Origin of the sequence: Gemmata obscuriglobus (assembly GCF_008065095.1) — a bacterium.
GTDB lineage: Bacteria > Planctomycetota > Planctomycetia > Gemmatales > Gemmataceae > Gemmata > Gemmata obscuriglobus.
Window position 1 is genome coordinate 3,003,851 of sequence record NZ_CP042911.1, and the last position, 19,528, is coordinate 3,023,378.

Here is a 19,528-nt window from a genome sequence, read left to right on the forward strand (position 1 = left end):
GAACGGCAGTCACGTACCAGATGTGGTTCAAGCCTTCGCTTGGGTACAGTTGCCCCTCTGTCCGCACGCCCCGCATTTGGCTTTTGGTTGATCCACGGGGACCGGGCTCATCAGATGTCGCCGCTGCGCGCGGATCTTTGCCGCCGTCGCCAAGACCTCAGCCCGCAGGGCCTCCGTATTGGCCACCGTCACCCGGGAGCCGTCACCGAGGACGATCACCCCGTGAGGCGGACGTAGGCCATATTCCGCTTCGATCAGGATGAAGTACGTGCCGAGCTGAAGCCGGTGACCGTGGCTGACGCGTCGCGCCGATTTCCATTCCTCCGGAATGAGCGCATCGCCCTGCTTCACGACGCGATCAGGCCGCCCCACCAGTCGATGCTTTGATGAAACAAGGGTGACGTTGTCCAGTGCGACTGTTTCGCCGGCCCCGAGCCCACGCACTCTTCGCCCCCAAGCCGCGAAGAGAAGCAACACGATACCGAGAAGCCCGATAGCAGCGGCGAGTAGAAACACAGGGTGCATCAACCCGCTCCGCCAAGAACAAGGTAAAAGAGCGCCGCGACAATCAGCGCGATGGCGAGGAGCCAAACAGCGCGCGCCGCCGCGCGCCGAGAGGTCACTTCGAAAGCGGATCTATCCGCGTGCAGCGCTCGGCCGCTGGCAATCGCAGATTGGTTGCCGGGCTCGTCGCCGAGTGTCTCGAGCCGCCACGACTCGGGGCACCATGCCCAAGAGGCAATTTCGGACGCCGACACGAAATCGTTACGTTCTGTGCCCATTCAATCCTCAACACAATTTCTCAAGCCTGACCATTTAGAGCAGACGAAGGACCGAAGCGGAATCTCAGTTCGACCGACCTTAATAACTGCCGGCCAGCCCAAAAATTCCGTCAGCGGGTTCGGTGCAACGGTTCACACGGTTGTGTTCGACCTTTCTGCTGCTGATGCCCCGCTGTTGTGACTTTGCGACACCTTTCTTTGGTACTGCCTTTAGAGCTAACAGGGGGACCACGCCATTTGGCCGCCGGGTCCCTGGTTCGTTCCGCTTTAAAAGAAGGAGCTCGATGCGTCGATCGGTGCGCAAATCAGAAACCTGTTCATCGAGTCGCTCGGCCACTCAAAATGAGGTGGGGGACCAAGTCGCGGCTTGGCACAGCTTTACTTTCGGACGTTCACGACATGATTGCGATCCGCTATCACGAGTTCGGCCACCCGGCTGAGGCGCTCAAAGTGGAGGATGTGGACGTTCCGCACCCGGCCGCCGGTGAGGTTCTCCTACGAATGGTGGGACGGGCCATTAATCCGTCCGACCTCATTCCAGTTCGCGGCGCCTACAAGGCACGAATCTCGTTACCGCAAACCGCAGGTTACGACGGGTTCGGGGTCGTGGTGGAAGGGACACAAGCTCTAAAGGCTGGCACGCGTGTTGTTCCGATGGCTCACCTCGGGACGTGGCAAGAATACGTCGCTGTGGCCGAAGCCGAGTGCGTGCCTGTGCCCGATGAGATCCCTGATGACTACGCCTCCCAGCTCTTTATCAACCCGGTGAGCGTGTGGCTGATGGTCCGCGCACTCGGGCTCGCACCAGGCGCGGTGGTTGTGGCGAACGCTGGCGGATCGGCGGCGGTGAGGTTCCTGGCCCAACTCACTGGCGTTTGTCAGTTCCGTTTGATCGCAATCGTTCGGCGTGCGCACCACACAGAAGAGCTGTTGCGTCTCGGTGCGCACGCAGTAATCGATTCCAGCCGCCAACCCGTAGCGCAGACGGTAATCGCTCTTACAGCGGGAGCGGGTGCCGACGCCGGTCTGGAGTGTGTCGGCGGGCGCGACGCCGTCGAACTCGCGCGCGGGCTCCGGTCGGGCGCACCGGTTGTGCAATACGGGTTGCTTTCCGGCGTTTCTCCCGACCTCGCCGCGATCGACAGCTTGGGGATTCGTGTCGAGGGATTCTGGCTGCGGAACTGGCTCCGATCGGCCCCGGCCTCCGTTCGTACGACAGCGGCCGCTGCCGTTTTCCAGATCATCGCCGAGCACCGGTTTCGGCTGGACGTACATGAGACGTTCGCGCTACAGGACGTTCACCGCGCGGTCCGCAAGGCAGAAACTCCGGGGCTCTGCGGGAAGGTCCTGCTCAAGAGTTAAGCGGGCGGCATTCGAAGAAGTCACAGCCCTACCTTTGCTGCGACATTCTGCCTGAACAACGATCCGTCGCGAATGTACCTTCTCATGACCAGCAGCGACTTGTGTCCCGACTGGTCTTGGATATCGCGGTCGCTCGCCCCCGCTATGGCGGCCTGCGTGATGAGCCCTGCGCGAAGCGAGTGTGCGGCGTAACCCCGCGCGGTATGTCCCGCTGCGACCAAGCTGCGTTTGACGACCTCAGCCACCGTGCGGTCGGAGAGCCGCGTACCCATGACGTGCCCGTGCTTGTTTACAGAGCGAAAGAGGGGACCCTCGAGAATTGCTGCCTGATCGACCCACGCGAGCACCGCGCGCACCGGGCAGGTACCCTCGTGCTCACCGTACGGTATCCCGAGCGTCCGACCTTCCTGCACTTGGTCCGTTTTGCTCTTTCGGATCGTGACGACGAGCCCCTCGTCCGTGAGGGCCACATCAGTCGCGTCGATCCCGACAAGCTCGCTGCGCCGCATGGCGCCAGCGAACCCGAGTAGGAGGAGCGCGCGGTCGCGAACACCTAACAACCCTTGAGGCAGGTGCTCGACCATCTCGCGGATGTGCTTCGTGAGGGTGGGCTTCTTGTGATTTTGAGCAACACCTTTATCGCGCCGGATCCCTGCCCAGACCAACTTGACCTGTGCGGATTTCGTGGGCGAGTCGAAACCCGCCGTGCGGTGGGCATCGGAGATGGACATCAGGCGGCGTTGTAACGTACTCGTCTTCAATTCCTGGGAGCGGTCGGCCAAATAGTAGGCAACCGTGTCTGGCGCGGCCGGAAGCGGGGAGCGAGCGTACTTGGCGCACCAAGAGGAGAAATCCTTCCAATCCGAGCGTTGCGCGCGGCGAGTGTTCGGGGCTCTGGACTTCTCAACGTACCTGTCGGCCTCACTGCCGATGTCTTCGAACCGCTCGGCGTGGTGTTTCGCCTCTTTCGGAGAAGAGGTTCGGGAGGCTTGCAAATTGGCTCGTTCGGGCGACATGGCGGGTGTAAACGTGAGCGTCAGCACTCAGTATCGCTCACAGCGGACCGGTTGCGAAACCCGAAATCGTTGCCGTCGCTGTCGCACAACGGCTTAATGCGTTCTGGCTCAAGCAGCGCCGAGCCGCGAGCAAGGAAGGCTGGAACCAGGAGGTAACCGTTCACGTAGCTTGATTAAGCTCCGTCCCCCCGAGTAGGCCTCTCGGTGCGCTGGAAGTAAGGCGGTAGTTCTCCAGCGAGTACGACATAGAGTTGGAGGAGAGAGAACGCGATCGCAGCAGCATGCCACGCGAGGGCGAATGCGGCCCCGACGAGAACATACCGTGCCCGTGACACCTCCGTCTTCTTCCCGTGATTGTTTAACTGGTAAACATCCCGTGGTGCGAAAATCCGATTCCCATCTTCGGGAACCCCGTATGGACCGGACGTCGCAGCCAGTGCAACAAAACTCAAGAGGGACAAGGCTAAAGACAACCGAACGGCCCGCCATACCGCGACCCGCCGCGCGTTCGGGAATGGTGATGGTAGCCCTTGCTCGTTACGAGACGCGGCCTCTAGCTGCACGAGCACAAACGTGATGGCACTGGTAACGAACGCCCCGATGGACGGCCACCAACCCGGCAACAAGCCGAACGCGATCGAGAACAAACCCACGAGGTATAGAAGCAGTGTGGTGAGAACGATGCACAGCAATGCACGGGCCATGTTCATTTCCGTTCGACTCGAGCTGGCACTTTTCCGGCCGTGTCAGTTCCTCAGGTCGAGGTGCGTGCAGGGATGATCGAGGGTGCCACCCCTCCGGTCCTGGCGGTCTGCATGGCCTCGGCCAGGAAGGCCAACACATCGCGGCCTTGTTGCCGGCAGGTCGCCACCACGGTCAGCATTCACTCGACGAACCGGCTTCCACCGGCCGAGTCCGTCCCGAAACTCATCTTCCGCCAACATACGGCGTGCCGCAATGCCCGCTCGGCCGCATTGTTCGTCGGCTCGACCCCTTCGACGGCAGCGAACGTGTACAGGGTACGCGCTCGGCGAATCACGTGCTTGACGGGTAAGTTATGTTGGCGGCATCCGTTCCCTTCTTCGGAGGATGCCCGTGTCCGACTCGTCCGCCCGGCCCCGCTACCACCCGGCCGCCGCCCGCCGCTGGGCCGACCGCCTCGAGCGCTACGCCGCCCGCCCCACGACGGTCGCCGCCTTCTGCGCCGCCGAGGGCGTGTCACCGTCCAACTTCTACCTGTGGCGGCGGAGGCTCACCGGGGCTGGTCTCGAACCGGCCGACGGCCCGGCCGTCGTGCCCATGCACGTCGCACCACCTCCTGCGCCCGCCGCCCCGATCGAGCTGGCCCTGCCGTCCGGCACGGTCGTTCGGCTCCCCGCCGACGCCGGCCCGGAACTGGTCGTGGCCATCCTGCGCGGGCTGGAGGGGCGGCCGTGCTGACCCTGCCCGCCACCACCAAGCTCTGGTTCGCGGCCGCCGTGGATTTGCGGCTCGGGTACGACGGGCTGGCCAACCTGGTCCGCACCCAGCTGTCCGGCGATCCGCTGAGCGGCCACCTGTTCGTGTTCACGAATCGGTCCGCGAACCGGGTCAAGGTGCTGTACTGGGGCGGCCACGGGCTGTGCCTCTGGTGCCAGCGGTTGGAGGCCGGGCGGTACCACTTCCCTGAAGCCACCGCCACCGGGATCGAACTGACGGCGGCTCAGTTCGCCATGATCCTGGACGGCATCGACCTGTCCCGCGTCCGCCGGTTCAAGCGGTTCTCCGCCGCCCCGCCGCCACCTCGCGCTACCTGACGGCGGCCGCGGGGTTGAAGGGGGCATGGACGCCACCACGCTCGCCCCCGATGCGCCGCTGCCGGACGACGTGCCCACGCTCCAGGCGATGGTTCGTGAGTTGCTCACCGAACTCCAGAAGCTCCGGGCCGAGAACGCCGAACTGAAGACCAAACTCGACGCCGCCCTGAAGCACCGGTTCGGCCGCCGGAGCGAACGCCGGACGCCACCGCCGGTGCCCGCCGCCCAGAAGCCACCCCGACGCGATGAGCACGGTCGCTCGCCCTTGCCCGAGCACCTCGAACGGCGGGAGGTCGTCCACGACCTGACCGCGGCCGAGAAGCTCTGCCCGTGCTGCGGCCGGCCCCGCGCGTGCATCGGAGAGTAGACGGCCGAGCAACTCGATCTCGAACCGGCCACGTTCTTCGTCCTCCGCACGGTCAAGAAGAGCTACGCCTGCCGCCACTGCGACCCGGCGGCGGTGCCGGCCGAGCAGCGCATCACGACCGCCGGTCCGGCCCAGGTCGGCCCGATCGCCAAGGGGTTGTGCGGTCCGGGGCTGCTGACCCACGCCGTCACCGCCAAGTTCGCCGACCACACGCCGGTCCATCGACTCGCCGGCCAACTGGGCCGGTCCGGGTGACGATCGCGACCTCGACGCTGGGCGACTGGCTGTTCCGGGCGTCTGAGTTGCTGACCCCGCTGTACGAGTTGATGCACGCGCGAGTGCTCCGGTCGCGGGTGATTCATGGGGACGACACGGGCGTGAAGTTGCGGGTGCCGGGGAGCCATCGCACGGCCAAGGCGTACATCGGGGACGCCGACCACCCGTACGTCCTGTTTGACTTCACGACCGACTACACGGCCGACGGGCCGAAGCAGTTCCTCGCGGGCTACAAGGGCTACTTGCAGGCGGACGCACTGGCCCAGTACGAGGGGTTGTACGGCGAGCGCAAGGTCCAGCACGTGTGCTGCGTCGCGCACGCCCGCCGCAAGTTCGTGGCCGCACACGACACTGGTGACGAGCGGGCGGCCCAGGCTTTGGGGTTGTTCGGCCGGTTGTACGCGATCGAGCGGGCGCTGCCACCGCTGCTGCCGCCGTCGGACGACCCGGCAGTTCGGGAACTTCGACGGCATCGCGAAGAGCAACGCCGGGCGCTGCGGGGGCGTGACGCCGAACCGGTGTGGGATGAACTGTCGAAGTGGCTGACCGAGCAGAAGCCGGGTGCGCTGCCGAAGTCGCCGCTGGGAACCGCGATCGGGTACGCCACGAACAACTGGGGGGCGTTGAAGCGATACCTCGAACAAGGCTTCCTGGCGCTGGACAACAACCTCAGCGAGAGAACGCTCCGGGCAATCGCACTCGGACGGAACAACTGGGGCGTGTTTGGCAGTGCGGGAGGCGGGCGGACGGCGGCGGTGCTGTTCTCGGTCATCGGCACGTGCAAGCATCTGGGGCTCGATCCGTTCGCGTACCTGCGGGAGGCGCTGCCGGGGGTGTTCGCGCCAGGCGAGAATCAGACGACCGAACGACTAATGGACGGGCTACCGGACCGATGGCTGTTGAATCGAACACGGGACCAAACCGCCCCGGATGCGGCCACCCGGTAAACCTCGGCACCTCCCACGCTTCAAACCCGCCGGTCCAAGGCCGGCGGGTCGCACTCCGTGCGTAACTACCTCAGGGATACGACATCCGAACAGTTCGATATTCAGCCGACCGGGCGGACACATTCTGGCGCGTCAAGCGGGAGGACAACGCCGCCAGAGCACCGGTTCCGAGAAGGACGACGACCGACGGGGCAGCCCCGGCGGGGCGTCGGCTACCATGCCGCCCCCGCCCGACCTGAAGTTGCTTCGGACCCAACTCGGTTTACCAGTGCGGGGCGGCCAAGGCGTTCATCAACCGGAGCGAGAACGGTCGGGCCTGCTTCGACGCACGCGCGGGCATCTTTTCCGGCGTGGGCGTGGGCGTGGGCGTGGGGGCTGGCGGAGGCGCCCCGCAGTTGCTGCTCGGCGGGGACGAAGGCGGCGGGTTCGGGCGGTTCCCGCTCGCCGTCACCAGGGTGGCCAACCCGGCCACGATCAACGCCCCGGCCGCGATCGACTGCCAGGTCAACGGCTCACCCAACAAGACGCAGCCGAGCATCATCGCGATGATGGGGATGACCCAGGTGTGCGACATGAACACCGGGGTCGGCAGGCGCTTAAGGGCGACCATGTACGCCCCGAACCCGAGGACCGAGCTGACCGCCGTCAGGTACCCCCAGGCCGCCCAAGCCGGGGCCGTCGGTGCCGGGAGCGGTTCGCCGGCGGCGGCCGCAGCGACCGCGAGCGGGATGGCGCCCGCGATCATCTGCCAGCCGATGACGGTCCACAGGGCGTCCTTGTTCACCCGGTACTTGACCGTCAGGGCACCCGCGGCGTAGCACGCGGGGCCGAGCACCAGGGCCGCGAGGTTGGTCAGGCCCGCATCGACCGTGACGCCGGCGGGCAGGACCAGCACGCCCACGCCCACCGCCCCGAGGGTCATGCCGAGCAGACCGCGGGAACTCGGCCGCCGGTGCGCGATGACGGCTTCGAGGCCGGTCACGATGATCGGCCCGAGGCCGAAGAAGAGCGACACGAGCCCGGAGCCGGCCGAGCGGGACGCCAGCGTCGCCAGCCCCGTCCCGCCGCCGCAGAGCAGCAGCCCGGCGGCCGCGAGCGGCAGGATTTGCTGGCGGGCGGGCATCACCGGCCGGCCCAGCGCCCGCAGGACGAGGAGCACCGCGGTCCCGGCGGCCGCGAATCGCGACGCGGCCATGGTGAAGGGCGGCCAGCCGCCGTGCGGGCCAACGGCGACCCGCATCGCGAGGAACGTCGTACCGGTGATGACACACAGGGCCACGAAGCAGGCCATGCCGAGCGGGCTCAGGCGCGCCCACCACGGGGCCGCTTGAGGGCGGGAGTTGTTCGTCATTGTCACCTCCGCGAGGGTAGGAACCAACCGGCTTTCGATGCTGGCCGGCTGCACCTCTCTAACGGACTTAGTCCTCGTCGGTGTTTCAAGTATTTGCATTCAAAAACCACACGGCCTTGGCGAATGGTACGCCAAGGCCGTGTGGTTTCGTTAGGTCGAACGGGTCTGAATCACTCCGCGTTCGCGTAGTACAGTGGGCGGGTGCGGTTCTTGCGCTCGTCGCGGAATCCGAACAGCTTCAGCCCGTGGTACCGCCCCTCGAGGTCGAACAGAGGCCCGTACACCAGCTCGCCGCCCTCCTTGCGCGCGACCTGCCCGTTCGAGTGCATCGGCAGCAGGTACGGGCGGGCGTAAGAGTTCGACGGGGCCAGCGCCAGTCGCGGCTCACCGGGCTTGGCGTGCACCGAAGCGCGGATGTACAGATCGGTGCCGACGGCCTCGCGCACGACCCGTTCGACCAGCCCGAGGTCGCGCACGGCGTGGTTGTTCGCGGTGTACCCGACCGAGAGGTCGGCCGCCAGGAACCACAGGTCCTCGGCGTCCTTCGCCGCGATGCTGCCGACTTGGTGCCCGCCGACGGCCCCGAACACCTGGACGGTGTGCTCGTAGGACCAGCCGCGGGCGCGGAGGTTGACGCTCGACACCAGGCTGTCCGCCTGAGACGCCAGCTGAGCCCGGAAGTCTTCGTTGCTGTTCGCCTGCTCGCGCACGTTGACGATCTCGTCGATAACGAACTCAAACCACCGGTCGTCGAGCACGTTGCGCGGAGACGCCAGCACGACGTCGAGCGCGCCGAGGAACGCCCGCGCGTCGTCTTGCAGGGTCTCCAGGAACAGGTCGGCCTGGCGGGCGTCCAACCCCGCGTCCGCCGAGTGCAGGTGCCCGTCAGCGACGAGCACGAGCCGGGTCGGCACGTCGGTCACCTCGGTCAGAGCGTCGGCGACCCCCTGGAGCACGTTGACGGACGTCCAGTCTGCGAGGTCGGGGGTGAGCGTACGGCCCGTCTTCAGCTCGTTCCCGATCTTGACGCCGCCGGTGATCATGGCCACGGTGAACTGCTTGTGGCTCAGCATCCCGTTGATCTTGTCGAGCAACCCGGTGCGGACGCCCAGATCGTCGAACAGGGTCGCTTTCACGCTCAGCGACGCGGCCTTGAGGACGGCCAGGGCGTTCTCCGCCGGGCTCAGGTCGGGCTTGCACTTTTTCAGGAGTTCGTCCTTCCAGTGCTCGCGCCCCTGGCGCAGTTCCAGGGTGAGGGACTGCAGGGCGTCCGGGGTCAGGACCGTCATCGGCGGCGGCGGGAAGGTGCGCCCTGCCTCGATCTGTTTGCACGCCTCCGGGAGGATGGACAGCTTGTCGAGGCGGGAGGCGTCGGACAGGGCGGACCGGAAGGGCTGGGCCATGATGACACTCGCGTCGGGTGGCAGTGAGCAGCCCGACCGACCTTCGGCCGGGCTACCCCGACTACGGGCGAGCGTATTTCCGTCGTTGCAGAGATGTTGCTGTGGTTTTTTTCAATGCCGTTAACCCATGCAGAGCAATGACTTAGAGGCCATGAGAACTTATTTTTCACCGCATCACTTTTTTCGTGCAACAACCGCCCGTTCAGCGCCCGTTCAGGGGGGTAGAGGGGAAATCAGCCAGCAAGAAAACCGTCTTGGAATTTGACTTTCGCGAAATCTTCGCTGCAAGCCGAGCAGCTTCATGTGTTCGAAGGTTGGAACTGAGAAAGCCTCACCACGAAGGAGAACACCCCGTGGCTGACTCCACCGGCCCGAACCAGGTGCCGATTAACGACGCCGTTAACGCGGGGCCTGACCCGCCTGTTCCGCTCGAATCGCCCCTCCCGCCGGGCTGGACCGACCAGCCGTGCGGTTGCTCGCGCCGGTGGCACTACGCCGACGAGGAGTACCGGTGCTTCGTTTACACGCGGTACACGATCTGCTCCCCGGCGTGTACCTGCGTCCTGACCACTGAAGTGGCGCGGGGCCAAGCAACGGCGCGCCGTCTGGGCCAACAAAGCGCAGACTGCGATGCCAGCGCAGCGCTGCACGCCTGGAAAGTCCACCTCCTCTTCACCAACCGGAACTTCGACGAGCAGCAGGGAGATGATCAATTCAGCCGGTACCTCGCTCAGATTGCCTGGAACAGTGCGCGCGAGTGGTACCGCGGCTTCTACCACACTGACACCTTGATCGGTCCGATTTTGCCGGTCTCCTTCGTCAACCCCGACGACGGCTTGGCCGCCGGCGCCGTGCCGGAACCGGCCGACCAGGACGAGCCACAACGCCAGACCGACGAGCGCATCTGGATCGAAGAGCTCGCGGAACTGATCCCGAACGAATGGGATCGCAACGTCTTCCTCGCGCGCCACAGGGACGGCCTCTCGGCCGCGGAAATCGCGCAGCAAGCGGGCTGCGCCCCGTACGCCGTTTATCAGTCGCTGTGGGGCAGTTATGCGATTCTGCACGCCCGCCTTCTTGACCAGTGCGACGGCTAAACGCCAGCAAACCACCGGGCGACAGAATTCTGTCGCCCGAGTTCCCGCAGCGCGGGAGTAACAAGGTTGAAGTGACCTTGTCATCCTCGCAACAAGGAGTCATTCCGTGAACGACAACGAGCTGGATAGCAACGGCCGGGACTCGCCGAGCGAGCCAAAATACGAACCCAGGAACATTTCGCCCCTGCGGTACCTGTCCGTCCTCACGGGCGAATCGGAGTGGACGCCGGAGGAGCAGGACGCGATCGAACAAGACCCCGTTCTTCGGCAGAGGATCACTCGCCTGATGCTGGCGATGTACGCCCCTCTTCTGGGTCCCAAACCGACACCGCCCGATGCGAAGCCAAAGGGCCCCGTCGCCTGGCGCGAACCCAAAAAGTTCAAAGACGCTCCGTGTGAGGATGAGGTCGTGGCGGCCGGCCTCGGAGCCCACGCCGGTGCCGCGGCCGCGCCGAAAGAGGAGTTCACTTCCGCGTCTCGCGTGTGGACGGGAAAGCCGGCGTGGTCGAATCGCCCGTCCGATTGGCCTGAAGAACTGTCGGTGGTTTACGAAGTTCTTGACGGCGACCTGGAAGTCACCATCAAGGGGCTCGAGGACGTGAGCACGGCGCGTTACCAAGCGGTACTGGTCGCGGTCGGGAATCCCGCCATTCCCATCGATTCCTGGTTTCGGACGTCGAAGTTCAAGGCGCGTACGCTGCAACTCGACCAATCATCGAGAGCGGGCGCACAACAGCTGTACGTTTTTCTCGCCGAACGGCGGGGGAAGAAGACCGAGCTCGTCGCCCAGCCGATTCCCATTCGGCTCTGATGTCGCCCGTGGCCAACAACTGGAGGAGAACTCATGAACGTGCTCTCTCGCCTCGTGCTCGCGGTCGTCGCTGCGCTCTGGCTGCCTTTGGCCGCTCTGGCCGATGGAACCCAGCCGATGGCCGTCCAGGCCGGCTCCTGGACGGTGGGCGAGAACGGCGTCAACGTCGACGCGGCGTGCTTGAAGAAGAAGTTGAAGGAGCCCACCGCCGGTACCTCGCTCAGCCTGCACGAGGGCAAGGTAGTCGTCGAGGTCCACGATGGCACCAAGTGGGTCGAGCACTCTACCCTCGCGGACGCTGTGACGAACGGTCACCTCGTGATCGAGGGAATCACGCAGGGCCGCCATCCCGACACGGGGGAAACCATCGGCCGGTTCGACGCGATCAAGATCAGGCCCGGTACTAAGCCGCTCGACGGGAATGTGCGGGTCACCTTCCGCGAACCGACGGTTTTCGGGGCCGAGGGCACGAAGGTCGCGGATTTCAAGGAAGCCGCCGGCTTGGTCGGTGACATCCAGCAGTACGCCAAGACCTTTGGCCTGCAGCCCAACGAGGCGCGGTTCATCGCCCAGCACGCCTACTGGGCTTTGGACCGGCAAGGCAAGGCGACTAAGGACGAGGTGGCGAAGCTGACGAAGATGAGCGAGGAAGAGTTCACCAAGTGGCTGATTAAGAACATGAAACCTTAACGGTTGCGTCAGCGACTCCGTCAAGTGCGAATAAAATCTACGTCGCCGGGGTTCGAGGACCATCCTCGAGCCCCGGCTTGCGACTTGAAAGCCTTTCAACTTGCTGTTCCTGGGCAGGTGCCTAGGTGCCTGGAGCCGGCTCAAAGATGAACTCGCACACCGACTCGCCGAACCAATCGGGTGAGAGTCACGAGGAAACCGACCAGTCGGCGCCTGACGAGGTCAGTACTCCGCCGTTTACTTTGCAACTTCGGCTCGCGCGGCAGGCACTCGCGAACAATAATCCAGAGGCCGCGCTCTGTTTCCTCTATCCGGTGTTTGGCCTCAAACCTCACTCGTTTCACCTCCGGCGTCCGTTCCTCCCGTCCCCATCCAACTTCTCGTCGAAGATCACGGAGGTTGTGCCGGAAGCCAGCGCACTTTTGTTGGTGGCGGCAGCGCAGACCGGCCAGATTCGTGATGCCCTTGCGGTCGCGATGGCGGCAAACGGGCTGGTGCAGACCGTCAACGGCAACCACAAGGTCTTTTCGAGTGCGAGTGACTGGCTCGAGGTTTTGGAGAAAGTAAGCGACCTTAACCTGCAACGGGGAACCGCGGCTCGGCTTGCTCGCTGGGCGCGAGAAGGGGTTCGCGTTCTTCGCGAACTTAGCGGGGCTGAATTGATTGAGGACGTCGTCGGTCGGGACACTTTGAACGAGTGGTTCGAACAACCGCATCTCTTGATCGATCAACCTGCCAACGCCGAGGCACTCGCCGAATACTTGGCGGGCGAGCCGGTAACAGACCGGGAGATCGCCACGCTCGACATCGACGCCTTCATGCACGCGATTGAGCATCGTGATGGCTCTATCCCCGAAGGTGCGGTCGCCATCGCAATTGGACTGGCTCACGGCCTCAAAGCCCGCTCGTCTGAGGCACAGATTCCGGCGTTCATCAAGGGCGTGTTCGGCAAGGCCGTTACCGGCTCTTTCCTCGCGGAGCTCGAACGTCGGCGCGTTCAACCGGAACGCGCCGTGGAACTCGCGCTCTTCGCCCTCGAACACGACCAGGGGCTGACCGACGCGGGCCGGGCCGAGTTAACCGGGCGAGTGGTCGAACGTCTGGCCCAGCTTCCGCCGACTGCCCGCAAGTACCGCGAGCGGTTGCTCGGCCAGGCCGTTGAGTGGGCGCTCACGAACCAGGCCAGCGGGCATAGTCGGGAGAACTGGCCTGTGGTCGTGCTGTGCTTGGACCGCTTCCCCGGACCGCCCGCGCCGCGCGAGGCGTCCCCCGTCGTTGAGCTCGAGCGGGGTTCGGCTCCTATTACCGGACCAACGGACGAGGTCGGGGCGGACGTCTTGGCGGCTGGCGAATCGGACGGGGCGCCCGGCCTGACGGTTTCGGCGGCCGGGGAAGAGGAACCGAGGGCCGTGGGCGCCTTTTCGTACGACGAGCTGAGCTCGGCCGCCCTGGAAGCTGAGCGTGCGGACGAGACGCTTCCGCGCCGCGGTGCGCTCGAGAACACGCCCCGGCTGCCAGGCGATGGCCACCGCACTCTGGGCGAAGTGGTTGACCAAAGTGACCCTCGCCTCGCCTCGCTGCTCGGCCGCTATCCCGGTGACCCGGAGCGACCCGTCGTCTTGCTCGGTTTTCAGCCCGTCGGCCAACGCCTGCTCGTCTACACCGTCGAAGCGTCGGAAGGGAACCCACTTCGCTGGCGAGCGCGAGCTCTTGATGGCGCCGTGGACACGATCCAACGCGCCGTCGAAACCTTCGACGGCTCAATCGCGCGGGCCTGGCAGGATCATAAGCGCGCCGAGGTGCCCGACCGGAGCCGCGCGCTGGCCGACTCACTGCTCCACGAACTCGGCGCGCATCTCGCCGAGGTTGATGACCTGCTCAGCGCGGCGGTGTCCGACCTGTTGGCCGCCCACGATCCCGAGCCCAACATCCTGCTCACCGCCGCCGGCGCGGCCCAAGCCCTCCCGCTTGATTTGTTGACCGTCCGGTTGGCCGGCGGTTCGGAGCGGCCGCTCGTGCACTGCGGGAGCACCGTTCGTTGGACACCGGGGCTGGTGCTTCAGGAGCGAATGGACACCACCGGCAGGCGGTCGGGTGAGGGGACCGGCCGCTCGCTGGGGTGGCTCGCGTACCTGCCCGAACACGACCCAAACGGTCGGTTCGGCGGCTTCTTCAGAGAGAAGGAGGTCGAGAGCGAAAAGGATCGCTGGTCGCCCGGGGCGAAGTTCCTCCAGCGAACGAAGGGCCGTGGGTGCCAAGGGACGCAGGCGACCGCAGGGAATCTGCGGTCGTATTCGGCTGGTCAGTTCAGCGACCTTCTCGTGTTGGCCCACGGCTGCTGGGACCGAGGCGCGGTCGTGCTTTGGGATGAGTTGGTGGATTCCCTTGGGGCGGCCCAGTTGGACACGTTGTTCCTGGTCTCGTGCACGATAGGCCGACTCGGGTGGTCAGGTGCTGACGAGCCGATCAGTCACAGCTTGTTGTCCAACATTCTCGAGCAGGGGTCGGTCTCGCACCTGCTAGCCTTCCGCCACACGATTCCCGATACACCGGCGGTAAAGTTCGCTCTCCGAGTGCGCGAAGATACGGGTCGCGATCTGGCGCTCGCGCGGAGCGAGTTGTTAAAGTCTTGGTTCCCAAATGGGAGCGCGGCAACGAATGTTTGCCACCAACACCAAGTGAACACAGGTGATGCGTTCGAACGTTTCGTTGGTGCGGTCTCGATTGCGTACTCGGCAAAACTGGAACCGGTCCGGTGAGGCCCATTCGCTGGTGAAGGTACCCGCCCGTCGAGGGTGTGATTCACCGGGCGCGTACTGTACAGGGCCGGTTCGACGGCCATCAACTCGCGGCACACGCCCGCCGTGATCGCGCACGCGCCTTCAGCCCCTCGCTTGAGGAAGCCCCGCACCCCGGCCCGGAGCCACCCGAGGTAGGTCTGTCGGAACCCGCGCCGCGTCAGCGTCCCGTCCCGCACCCGCTTCCACTGGTCGAGCAGGATGTCGGCGTAGGTCAACAGGTCCTCGCCGACCCCCGACCCGCCGTTCCCCCGGTCGATCATGGCCTGGAAGTCTCGTCGGAGGTGCGCCCAGCAGACTTGGCGCTCGCACACAGGGAGGTGGTCGTAGGCCGAGTATCGGTCCGTGGTCAGCACTCCGGGATGGCCCGCGATCAACTCGCCCAGCACCTTCCGGGCACGGGACAGGCGGACCAGGAACACGGTCACGCGGGCGGTCACCGCGGCCCACAGCCAGCCCCGCTTGCGCCCCTCCGGCCACCCGGTCTCGTCCACGTTCGCGGGCTTCCCAACGACGTAGGCACGGGCCTCCTCAACGACCGGCCCCAAGGCGACCGCGGCCTTCCGCTGGAGGCCGCATACGGCGGCCGGGCTGATCGGTACCCCGGACAGGTCCTGGCACAGCCGCGCGACGCCCCGCTTGCCGATCCGGTACGCCCCGCTGAGGAGCGCGCACACCGCCTGGACCCGCGGCCCGTACCCGCCTCGGGCATCACCCGGTAGGGGCGGGCGGTTGATACGCCCGCAGTTCGGGCACGCGAGCCGGTGCCGACGATATTCGGTCACCTGCGGGCAAACCGGCGGTAACTCGATGATCTGGTGGCGGAGCGGTTGCGCATCACCCCCGGAGAGCGCGTGTGCGCACCGGTCACAGGTGCTCGGCCGCAACTCGATGACGTTGTCCGCGGGCAGGTCGGAACGGGAGTGCTTAGGGTGCCCCGGCTGGCCGCCCTTGCGCCTGCTGGATGGGGCCTTCGGCGGGGCGGCCTTGACGTGCGGCGGGTCGGACGACGGGGGCTTTGAGGAGTTCGTCGAGTTCTGCCCGAGCCGGGCTTCGAGGTAACGGATGTATGCCTGCACCGCCGGGGGAAGCGCGTCGAAGACCTCAGGTGGTAGCGTTGGAGATGCCATGCCGCAGAAGGAATACGGAGCAAGACTCACAGCGGCCACAACCGTGAACGCCTACACCAGGAGATAAATAGCTGAGACTTTAGTACTACTCCGTTACTTCGCCACAACTAATTAAATTGTCGCGATTTATGGCGATCTACACCTACAGGTCCGTGCCCCCGCAATGGGTTCAAATCCCAGCGATTCTGGCTAGTCCGTTCACGAGAGCAGCAAACATTCCGCCGTGGCAGTGAGCATTCCATTTGACTCAAGTCCAGATCCTACAAGATGTTCCGTCAAGGTGCATTCCGGAGGGGTGTGCATAACACGTTGTAAAACAAGCAGTTGCGGCGAGGTAACGGAGTAGTATTAGAGGCTCTGAGGGGCCGGCAATGCACGCCGCCGGCACCTGGAATTGCCTAGCGGATTACCCTGGCCACCGCATCCAGTGCCTCTTCTGGTACGAAGAGACGATCCGTCTCTGGCAAGGGCTGGGAAAGTGTTCTGAAGCTGTCATCGTCCCGAATAGGGGCCGCCCCTCCTGAGTCATCTACAAAATAACCCCATTCGCTCGGCGCCTTCGATAACAATGAAAACTTCGGGTGGTCCCGGACGAGATAAGATTCTGGCTCCTTGAAGCCACTATCGATAAGCGCCTTGTTGATCTTCGGATACGCCTCGGGTGATTTCAGAAAACTACTAATCTGTTCAGAAGATCGCGGAACAGATTTGAATAAGGTGCGGGTTCGTATCCTCTTGGCGAGATCGACCACGATGGGATCCGCTCCATCAGCCTGAGCCACAATTTCGACAAGCACGTGCAAGGCGAAGTCATCAGCGGACAACAGGGCTTGAAGTGTCACCACTTTGCCGGCGACCATGTCCATCAAAGGCCCAACGATTCGGTCGCGAGAGAAAGCCGCGAATTGTCCGTCGCGCACGACGGTTTTTAAGCGGCGCAGAAAGAGCGCCACCATCCCCTCCGCCGCCCTGACGGTGCGGTGGTAGTACACGGCTTCGTACATGGCACGTCGTGCCACCAAAAAATGCTCGACCACGCGTCTCGATTTGGCCCGATCGAATCCCACGACAAGTGTCTTTTCGTTTGTTGTCCCCAGTGCGCACGTCGAGATCAACCGACTGAGGTCATATCCCCCAAACGTAACGCCGCACTGCTGGCTGTCACGGCGAAGGAAATCGCTGCGGTCGACGTCGATATCGCTATCCAGTAGTCGCGGCAGGTAGGGCAGGTGATACTCGCCAAGCAAAAATGCACCGATCCGTTCAGCCATCCCGCGCTCGTAAGATTCGAGCATTTGGTGCAGTTCGCCCTCGGGCCAAGCGAGCAGAGCCTGTCCCACGAGAACGTGCCACTTCAGCCTGCGCCCTCCCACGGCGCCTGCTGCGGCTGGAAGCCCGAGCCCCTGTCTCCAATTACCCTCGTCGTAGTCCTCACCAATGATCTCGCGCTCCCATGCGTGCGAGAGGGGCCCGTGCCCGAGGTCGTGAAACAGCGCCGCGAGTGCGAAGTCCCTGATCGCCACCTCGTCGGGGAGCAGAAACGGTGTGATCGAGTCGCGCCCTACTTCTTGAATGTGCCTGCCAAAGAGTACCGCGAGGTAGGCAGCGCCGATTGAATGAACGAGTCGAGAGTGCTCGCCGCCGGGGAACACTAGATGCACAAGCCCGAGCTGGCGGATGTGGCGGAGCCTCTGAATTTCGCGGGTACGAAGCACCTCCACGATGAGCGTCTCCATGCCCCTAAATTCCATGAGGCCGTGGACACTGTCTTGGATACGCCTTACACGACTCGACCGCATAGCTCACCCCAGCAATTCAATAAGCGCATCGATCTCGGATTCTCTGCCTCGGGCCGCCCTAGAGAATGTCCGTAACTGCCTTAGCCGTTCTCTGAGGCGCTGCTTACTCGCCGCCGGCATTCTGAGCACTGCGTTGGTGCGCGGCAGGTGCTGCAAGAGCTGTTCGAGTTCCGTCTCGATCGCCACGCTCCCGCTACCGATCCCGGACAAAAAGGCGCCCAACTTCTGACCACACAGATGAACGAGTTCCTTCGCGGTCGCTCGCCTTTCTGGAGCGGCTACCAGCGCCCGCGCCAAGACCGCCCGAAGAGGGTCTGGCACCGAGTCCAGCCTGACGCGTTGCTCCCACTGGGTGCGCATCCGGTCTCGGATTTTTCCCTCGAATGCTTTTCTCTCAGCGGGGGTCGATGTGCGTGGAACTCTCTCATTGTCGTCGATGAAGAGAAAACTCCCAGTCACCGCCTTGTACACCGTTGCCCCTAGCGCCCAGACATCGAACTTTCTGGGCTCTGAGGGGTAGGGGCCGTCTTCAAAAAGTTCCGGCGCGCGCGTGCGAAGACTGCCGGTGACCGACAGTTCGTGTGTGAAATCGCAGGACGTGCGGCAGATGCCGAAATCAAGCAGAATGTACGAACCGTCCTTCTGCCCGATGTTGTCCGGCTTGATGTCCCCGTGAACGAGTGCCAGTTCGCCGTGCAGGTACGCTATGGCCTGGGCGATGTCGTACAAAAGGTTCGCGGCCTCGTGGGTGCCATTGGCACGCCAGGCGTCATTGAGGGCGAAGGGTAGCTTTTCTTCAACGAGAAACTTGTCGCCTTTGACGTTCTGCAGCGGATGTGTGGCGATGATGTTCGGGTGGCGCATCGCGAGCGGGTGCGACTGAAGTTCTCGGTCTAGAATGAGCTCCTGCTGGGTGCGGTTCCCGAGTAACCGTTTGAGTACAACTTCGCGCTGCGCCTGCTTCCACTTCGCGTGGTAGACCCTCTTTTGGCTCCCCGTTCGAGACATCGCGGAGATAATCGTGAACCCTTCGGGTGGAATGAGGTTGATGCAATCAATGACGGCATCAGGATCGTTTTGGTGCGCGCGGATGAATTTAACAATAAAATTACAATCAATCGGAGACTGAGGACCGTTGCTGAGCTGCTCAATGAGTTTGCTCAAAAGGCTCGCTGCATTCTCATCCGTCCAGGGATGATCGAGAGCGGTAGCCATCGCCGCCCAATCTTCATCTGACAGTTTTGCGAGAGGATGAAACGTATCGTCAATCCTCGCACTCTCGTCGAGAAGCGATTCGAGTACTGATTTGGTTTTTTCCCCCAGGCCAGCCATTTTATGCTGCCCTGTGGTGAAGCTGCTACGTTGGTTGCTGCCAGTCGTCACGAGAGAGGTCACGCCACGGTTTGCAGTAGGCCTTGCGGTCCTCGGGGCACGGGATAGGAAAAGCGCGGGGCGATTTCGCCGCAACTCTCGTGCGGGGCGAGTCATGAGCACACCGCGTTTCACGGCCGAGGAACTCGACCGCCTTCGAGCACTGGCGGCGGAGTGGGGCAAAATCGTTTCCAAGCGGGCGTTCGGGGACGACGGGCCGGGATTGGACGTGGACTTCCGGACGATGGAGCAGATCGCCACCGCGGCGGCACAAGGGCTCACCGAAGGTGCCCTCCAGCAGATGCTCCACCAGCAGGCCCGGAAGGTGCCCGAACAGGTTCCGTGTCCGGTGTGTGGCGAGCCGTGCCCGACCCGACCACACACCCGCACCCTGGCGGCCCAAGGGGCCACGGTTCAACAGGCCGAACGGATCGCCCATTGTCCCGCCTGCCGGCGGGACTTTTTCCCCCCTGCGGCTGGCCCTCGGGCTGGATGAGCACGGGTACAGTTCCTCGGTCGTTCAACGCATCGT

Annotated in this window: 18 protein-coding genes and 3 pseudogenes; 12 read left to right on the forward strand and 9 right to left on the reverse strand. The window is 64.2% G+C overall.

Annotation, left to right across the window (positions count from 1 at the left end):
* Positions 1-27: 27 nt before the first annotated feature.
* Together GobsT_RS12535 and GobsT_RS12540 are read right to left on the reverse strand one after the other, a co-directional pair.
* Entirely contained in the window at positions 28-525 is a 498-nt protein-coding gene (locus GobsT_RS12535; RefSeq protein ID WP_010044799.1) for a CRISPR-associated protein Cas4, read from the reverse strand.
* Positions 525-782, reverse strand: coding sequence for a hypothetical protein (locus tag GobsT_RS12540; protein WP_010044802.1), 258 nt, complete (start codon positions 780-782; stop codon positions 525-527). The genes GobsT_RS12535 and GobsT_RS12540 overlap by 1 nt, the downstream gene beginning before the upstream one ends.
* A 237-nt stretch (positions 783-1,019) precedes the next feature.
* On the opposite strand from GobsT_RS12540, the gene GobsT_RS12545 reads away from it, so the two are divergent.
* Complete coding sequence (locus GobsT_RS12545) at positions 1,020-2,144, forward strand: zinc-dependent alcohol dehydrogenase family protein (RefSeq protein ID WP_148087718.1); 1,125 nt, start codon at positions 1,020-1,022, stop codon at positions 2,142-2,144.
* Positions 2,145-2,164: 20 nt separating this feature from the next.
* Here GobsT_RS12545 and GobsT_RS12550 read toward each other — a convergent pair whose 3' ends face one another.
* A complete protein-coding gene (locus tag GobsT_RS12550; RefSeq protein ID WP_010044806.1) occupies positions 2,165-3,187 on the reverse strand; it encodes a site-specific integrase in 1,023 nt (340 codons plus the stop codon).
* Positions 3,188-3,914: 727 nt separating this feature from the next.
* Positions 3,915-4,205, reverse strand: a pseudogene (locus GobsT_RS12555) (IS66 family transposase); the annotation flags it as partial.
* A 50-nt stretch (positions 4,206-4,255) separates the two neighbouring features.
* On the opposite strand from GobsT_RS12555, the gene tnpA reads away from it, so the two are divergent.
* The 6 genes and pseudogenes from tnpA (at position 4,256) to tnpC (GobsT_RS12575) (ending at position 6,546) form a co-directional block, all read left to right on the forward strand.
* The gene (gene tnpA, locus GobsT_RS12560) at positions 4,256-4,600 is read left to right on the forward strand and encodes an IS66 family insertion sequence element accessory protein TnpA (RefSeq protein ID WP_148087719.1); all 345 of its coding nucleotides are present in this window, start codon (positions 4,256-4,258) and stop codon (positions 4,598-4,600) included.
* On the forward strand, positions 4,594-4,956 hold the full coding sequence (gene tnpB, locus GobsT_RS12565) for an IS66 family insertion sequence element accessory protein TnpB (RefSeq protein ID WP_010036952.1): 363 nt from the start codon (positions 4,594-4,596) through the stop codon (positions 4,954-4,956). Before tnpA ends, tnpB begins: the two co-directional genes overlap by 7 nt.
* 25 nt (positions 4,957-4,981) lie before the next feature.
* Positions 4,982-5,323 carry a hypothetical protein gene (locus GobsT_RS12570; RefSeq protein ID WP_010036953.1) on the forward strand — a complete coding sequence of 114 codons (342 nt, stop codon included), beginning with the start codon at positions 4,982-4,984 and terminating at the stop codon, positions 5,321-5,323.
* Positions 5,324-5,338: 15 nt separating this feature from the next.
* Positions 5,339-5,395 (forward strand): annotated as a pseudogene (locus GobsT_RS41015) (hypothetical protein); the annotation flags it as partial.
* Between the two features lie 21 nt (positions 5,396-5,416).
* Positions 5,417-5,578 carry a hypothetical protein gene (locus GobsT_RS37730; RefSeq protein ID WP_010036954.1) on the forward strand — a complete coding sequence of 54 codons (162 nt, stop codon included), beginning with the start codon at positions 5,417-5,419 and terminating at the stop codon, positions 5,576-5,578.
* Complete coding sequence (tnpC, locus tag GobsT_RS12575) at positions 5,575-6,546, forward strand: IS66 family transposase (protein WP_010036958.1); 972 nt, start codon at positions 5,575-5,577, stop codon at positions 6,544-6,546. Before GobsT_RS37730 ends, tnpC (GobsT_RS12575) begins: the two co-directional genes overlap by 4 nt.
* Positions 6,547-6,808: 262 nt before the next feature.
* Here the strand turns inward: tnpC (GobsT_RS12575) and GobsT_RS12580 are convergent, their stop codons facing one another.
* Both GobsT_RS12580 and GobsT_RS12585 read right to left on the reverse strand, forming a co-directional pair.
* The gene (locus GobsT_RS12580; RefSeq protein ID WP_010036960.1) at positions 6,809-7,897 is read right to left on the reverse strand and encodes a DMT family transporter; all 1,089 of its coding nucleotides are present in this window, start codon (positions 7,895-7,897) and stop codon (positions 6,809-6,811) included.
* A 170-nt stretch (positions 7,898-8,067) separates the two neighbouring features.
* Complete coding sequence (locus GobsT_RS12585) at positions 8,068-9,300, reverse strand: hypothetical protein (protein WP_010036962.1); 1,233 nt, start codon at positions 9,298-9,300, stop codon at positions 8,068-8,070.
* Between the two features lie 353 nt (positions 9,301-9,653).
* Between GobsT_RS12585 and GobsT_RS12590 the strand changes: the two genes are divergently transcribed.
* From GobsT_RS12590 to GobsT_RS41425, 4 genes are all read left to right on the forward strand, one after another.
* The gene (locus tag GobsT_RS12590; protein ID WP_010036965.1) at positions 9,654-10,397 is read left to right on the forward strand and encodes a sigma-70 family RNA polymerase sigma factor; all 744 of its coding nucleotides are present in this window, start codon (positions 9,654-9,656) and stop codon (positions 10,395-10,397) included.
* 106 nt (positions 10,398-10,503) lie between these two features.
* A complete protein-coding gene (locus GobsT_RS12595; RefSeq protein WP_010036967.1) occupies positions 10,504-11,208 on the forward strand; it encodes a hypothetical protein in 705 nt (234 codons plus the stop codon).
* A 33-nt stretch (positions 11,209-11,241) separates the two neighbouring features.
* Complete coding sequence (locus tag GobsT_RS12600; protein WP_010036969.1) at positions 11,242-11,898, forward strand: hypothetical protein; 657 nt, start codon at positions 11,242-11,244, stop codon at positions 11,896-11,898.
* A gap of 146 nt (positions 11,899-12,044) precedes the next feature.
* Positions 12,045-14,657, forward strand: a complete 2,613-nt coding sequence (locus GobsT_RS41425) for a hypothetical protein (protein WP_029600758.1) — start codon at positions 12,045-12,047, stop codon at positions 14,655-14,657.
* Between the two features lie 89 nt (positions 14,658-14,746).
* Here GobsT_RS41425 and tnpC (GobsT_RS12610) read toward each other — a convergent pair.
* The 3 genes and pseudogenes from tnpC (GobsT_RS12610) to GobsT_RS12620 form a co-directional block, all read right to left on the reverse strand.
* Positions 14,747-15,826: pseudogene (tnpC, locus tag GobsT_RS12610) on the reverse strand (IS66 family transposase); the annotation flags it as partial.
* 398 nt (positions 15,827-16,224) lie between these two features.
* Positions 16,225-17,562 (reverse strand): HD domain-containing protein, encoded by a 1,338-nt coding sequence (locus GobsT_RS12615; protein WP_010036973.1) that lies wholly within the window; start codon positions 17,560-17,562, stop codon positions 16,225-16,227.
* 66 nt (positions 17,563-17,628) lie between these two features.
* Entirely contained in the window at positions 17,629-19,020 is a 1,392-nt protein-coding gene (locus tag GobsT_RS12620) for a protein kinase domain-containing protein (protein ID WP_157506621.1), read from the reverse strand.
* Positions 19,021-19,111: 91 nt separating this feature from the next.
* On the opposite strand from GobsT_RS12620, the gene GobsT_RS12625 reads away from it, so the two are divergent.
* Positions 19,112-19,492 carry a hypothetical protein gene (locus tag GobsT_RS12625; RefSeq protein ID WP_010035721.1) on the forward strand — a complete coding sequence of 127 codons (381 nt, stop codon included), beginning with the start codon at positions 19,112-19,114 and terminating at the stop codon, positions 19,490-19,492.
* The last annotated feature ends 36 nt before the right edge of the window (positions 19,493-19,528 follow it).

Excerpts from the sequence above, each read along its gene's own strand:
- GobsT_RS12570 (WP_010036953.1), top strand. The coding sequence starts at position 4,982 with ATGGACGCCACCACGCTCGCCCCCGATGCGCCGCTGCCGGACGACGTG.
- GobsT_RS12580 (WP_010036960.1), bottom strand. The coding sequence starts at position 7,897 with ATGACGAACAACTCCCGCCCTCAAGCGGCCCCGTGGTGGGCGCGCCTG.
- GobsT_RS12600 (WP_010036969.1), top strand. The coding sequence starts at position 11,242 with ATGAACGTGCTCTCTCGCCTCGTGCTCGCGGTCGTCGCTGCGCTCTGG.
- GobsT_RS12535 (WP_010044799.1), bottom strand. The coding sequence starts at position 525 with ATGCACCCTGTGTTTCTACTCGCCGCTGCTATCGGGCTTCTCGGTATC.
- GobsT_RS12540 (WP_010044802.1), bottom strand. The coding sequence starts at position 782 with ATGGGCACAGAACGTAACGATTTCGTGTCGGCGTCCGAAATTGCCTCT.
- GobsT_RS41425 (WP_029600758.1), top strand. The coding sequence starts at position 12,045 with ATGAACTCGCACACCGACTCGCCGAACCAATCGGGTGAGAGTCACGAG.
- GobsT_RS12625 (WP_010035721.1), top strand. The coding sequence starts at position 19,112 with ATGAGCACACCGCGTTTCACGGCCGAGGAACTCGACCGCCTTCGAGCA.
- GobsT_RS12585 (WP_010036962.1), bottom strand. The coding sequence starts at position 9,300 with ATGGCCCAGCCCTTCCGGTCCGCCCTGTCCGACGCCTCCCGCCTCGAC.
- GobsT_RS12615 (WP_010036973.1), bottom strand. The coding sequence starts at position 17,562 with ATGGAGACGCTCATCGTGGAGGTGCTTCGTACCCGCGAAATTCAGAGG.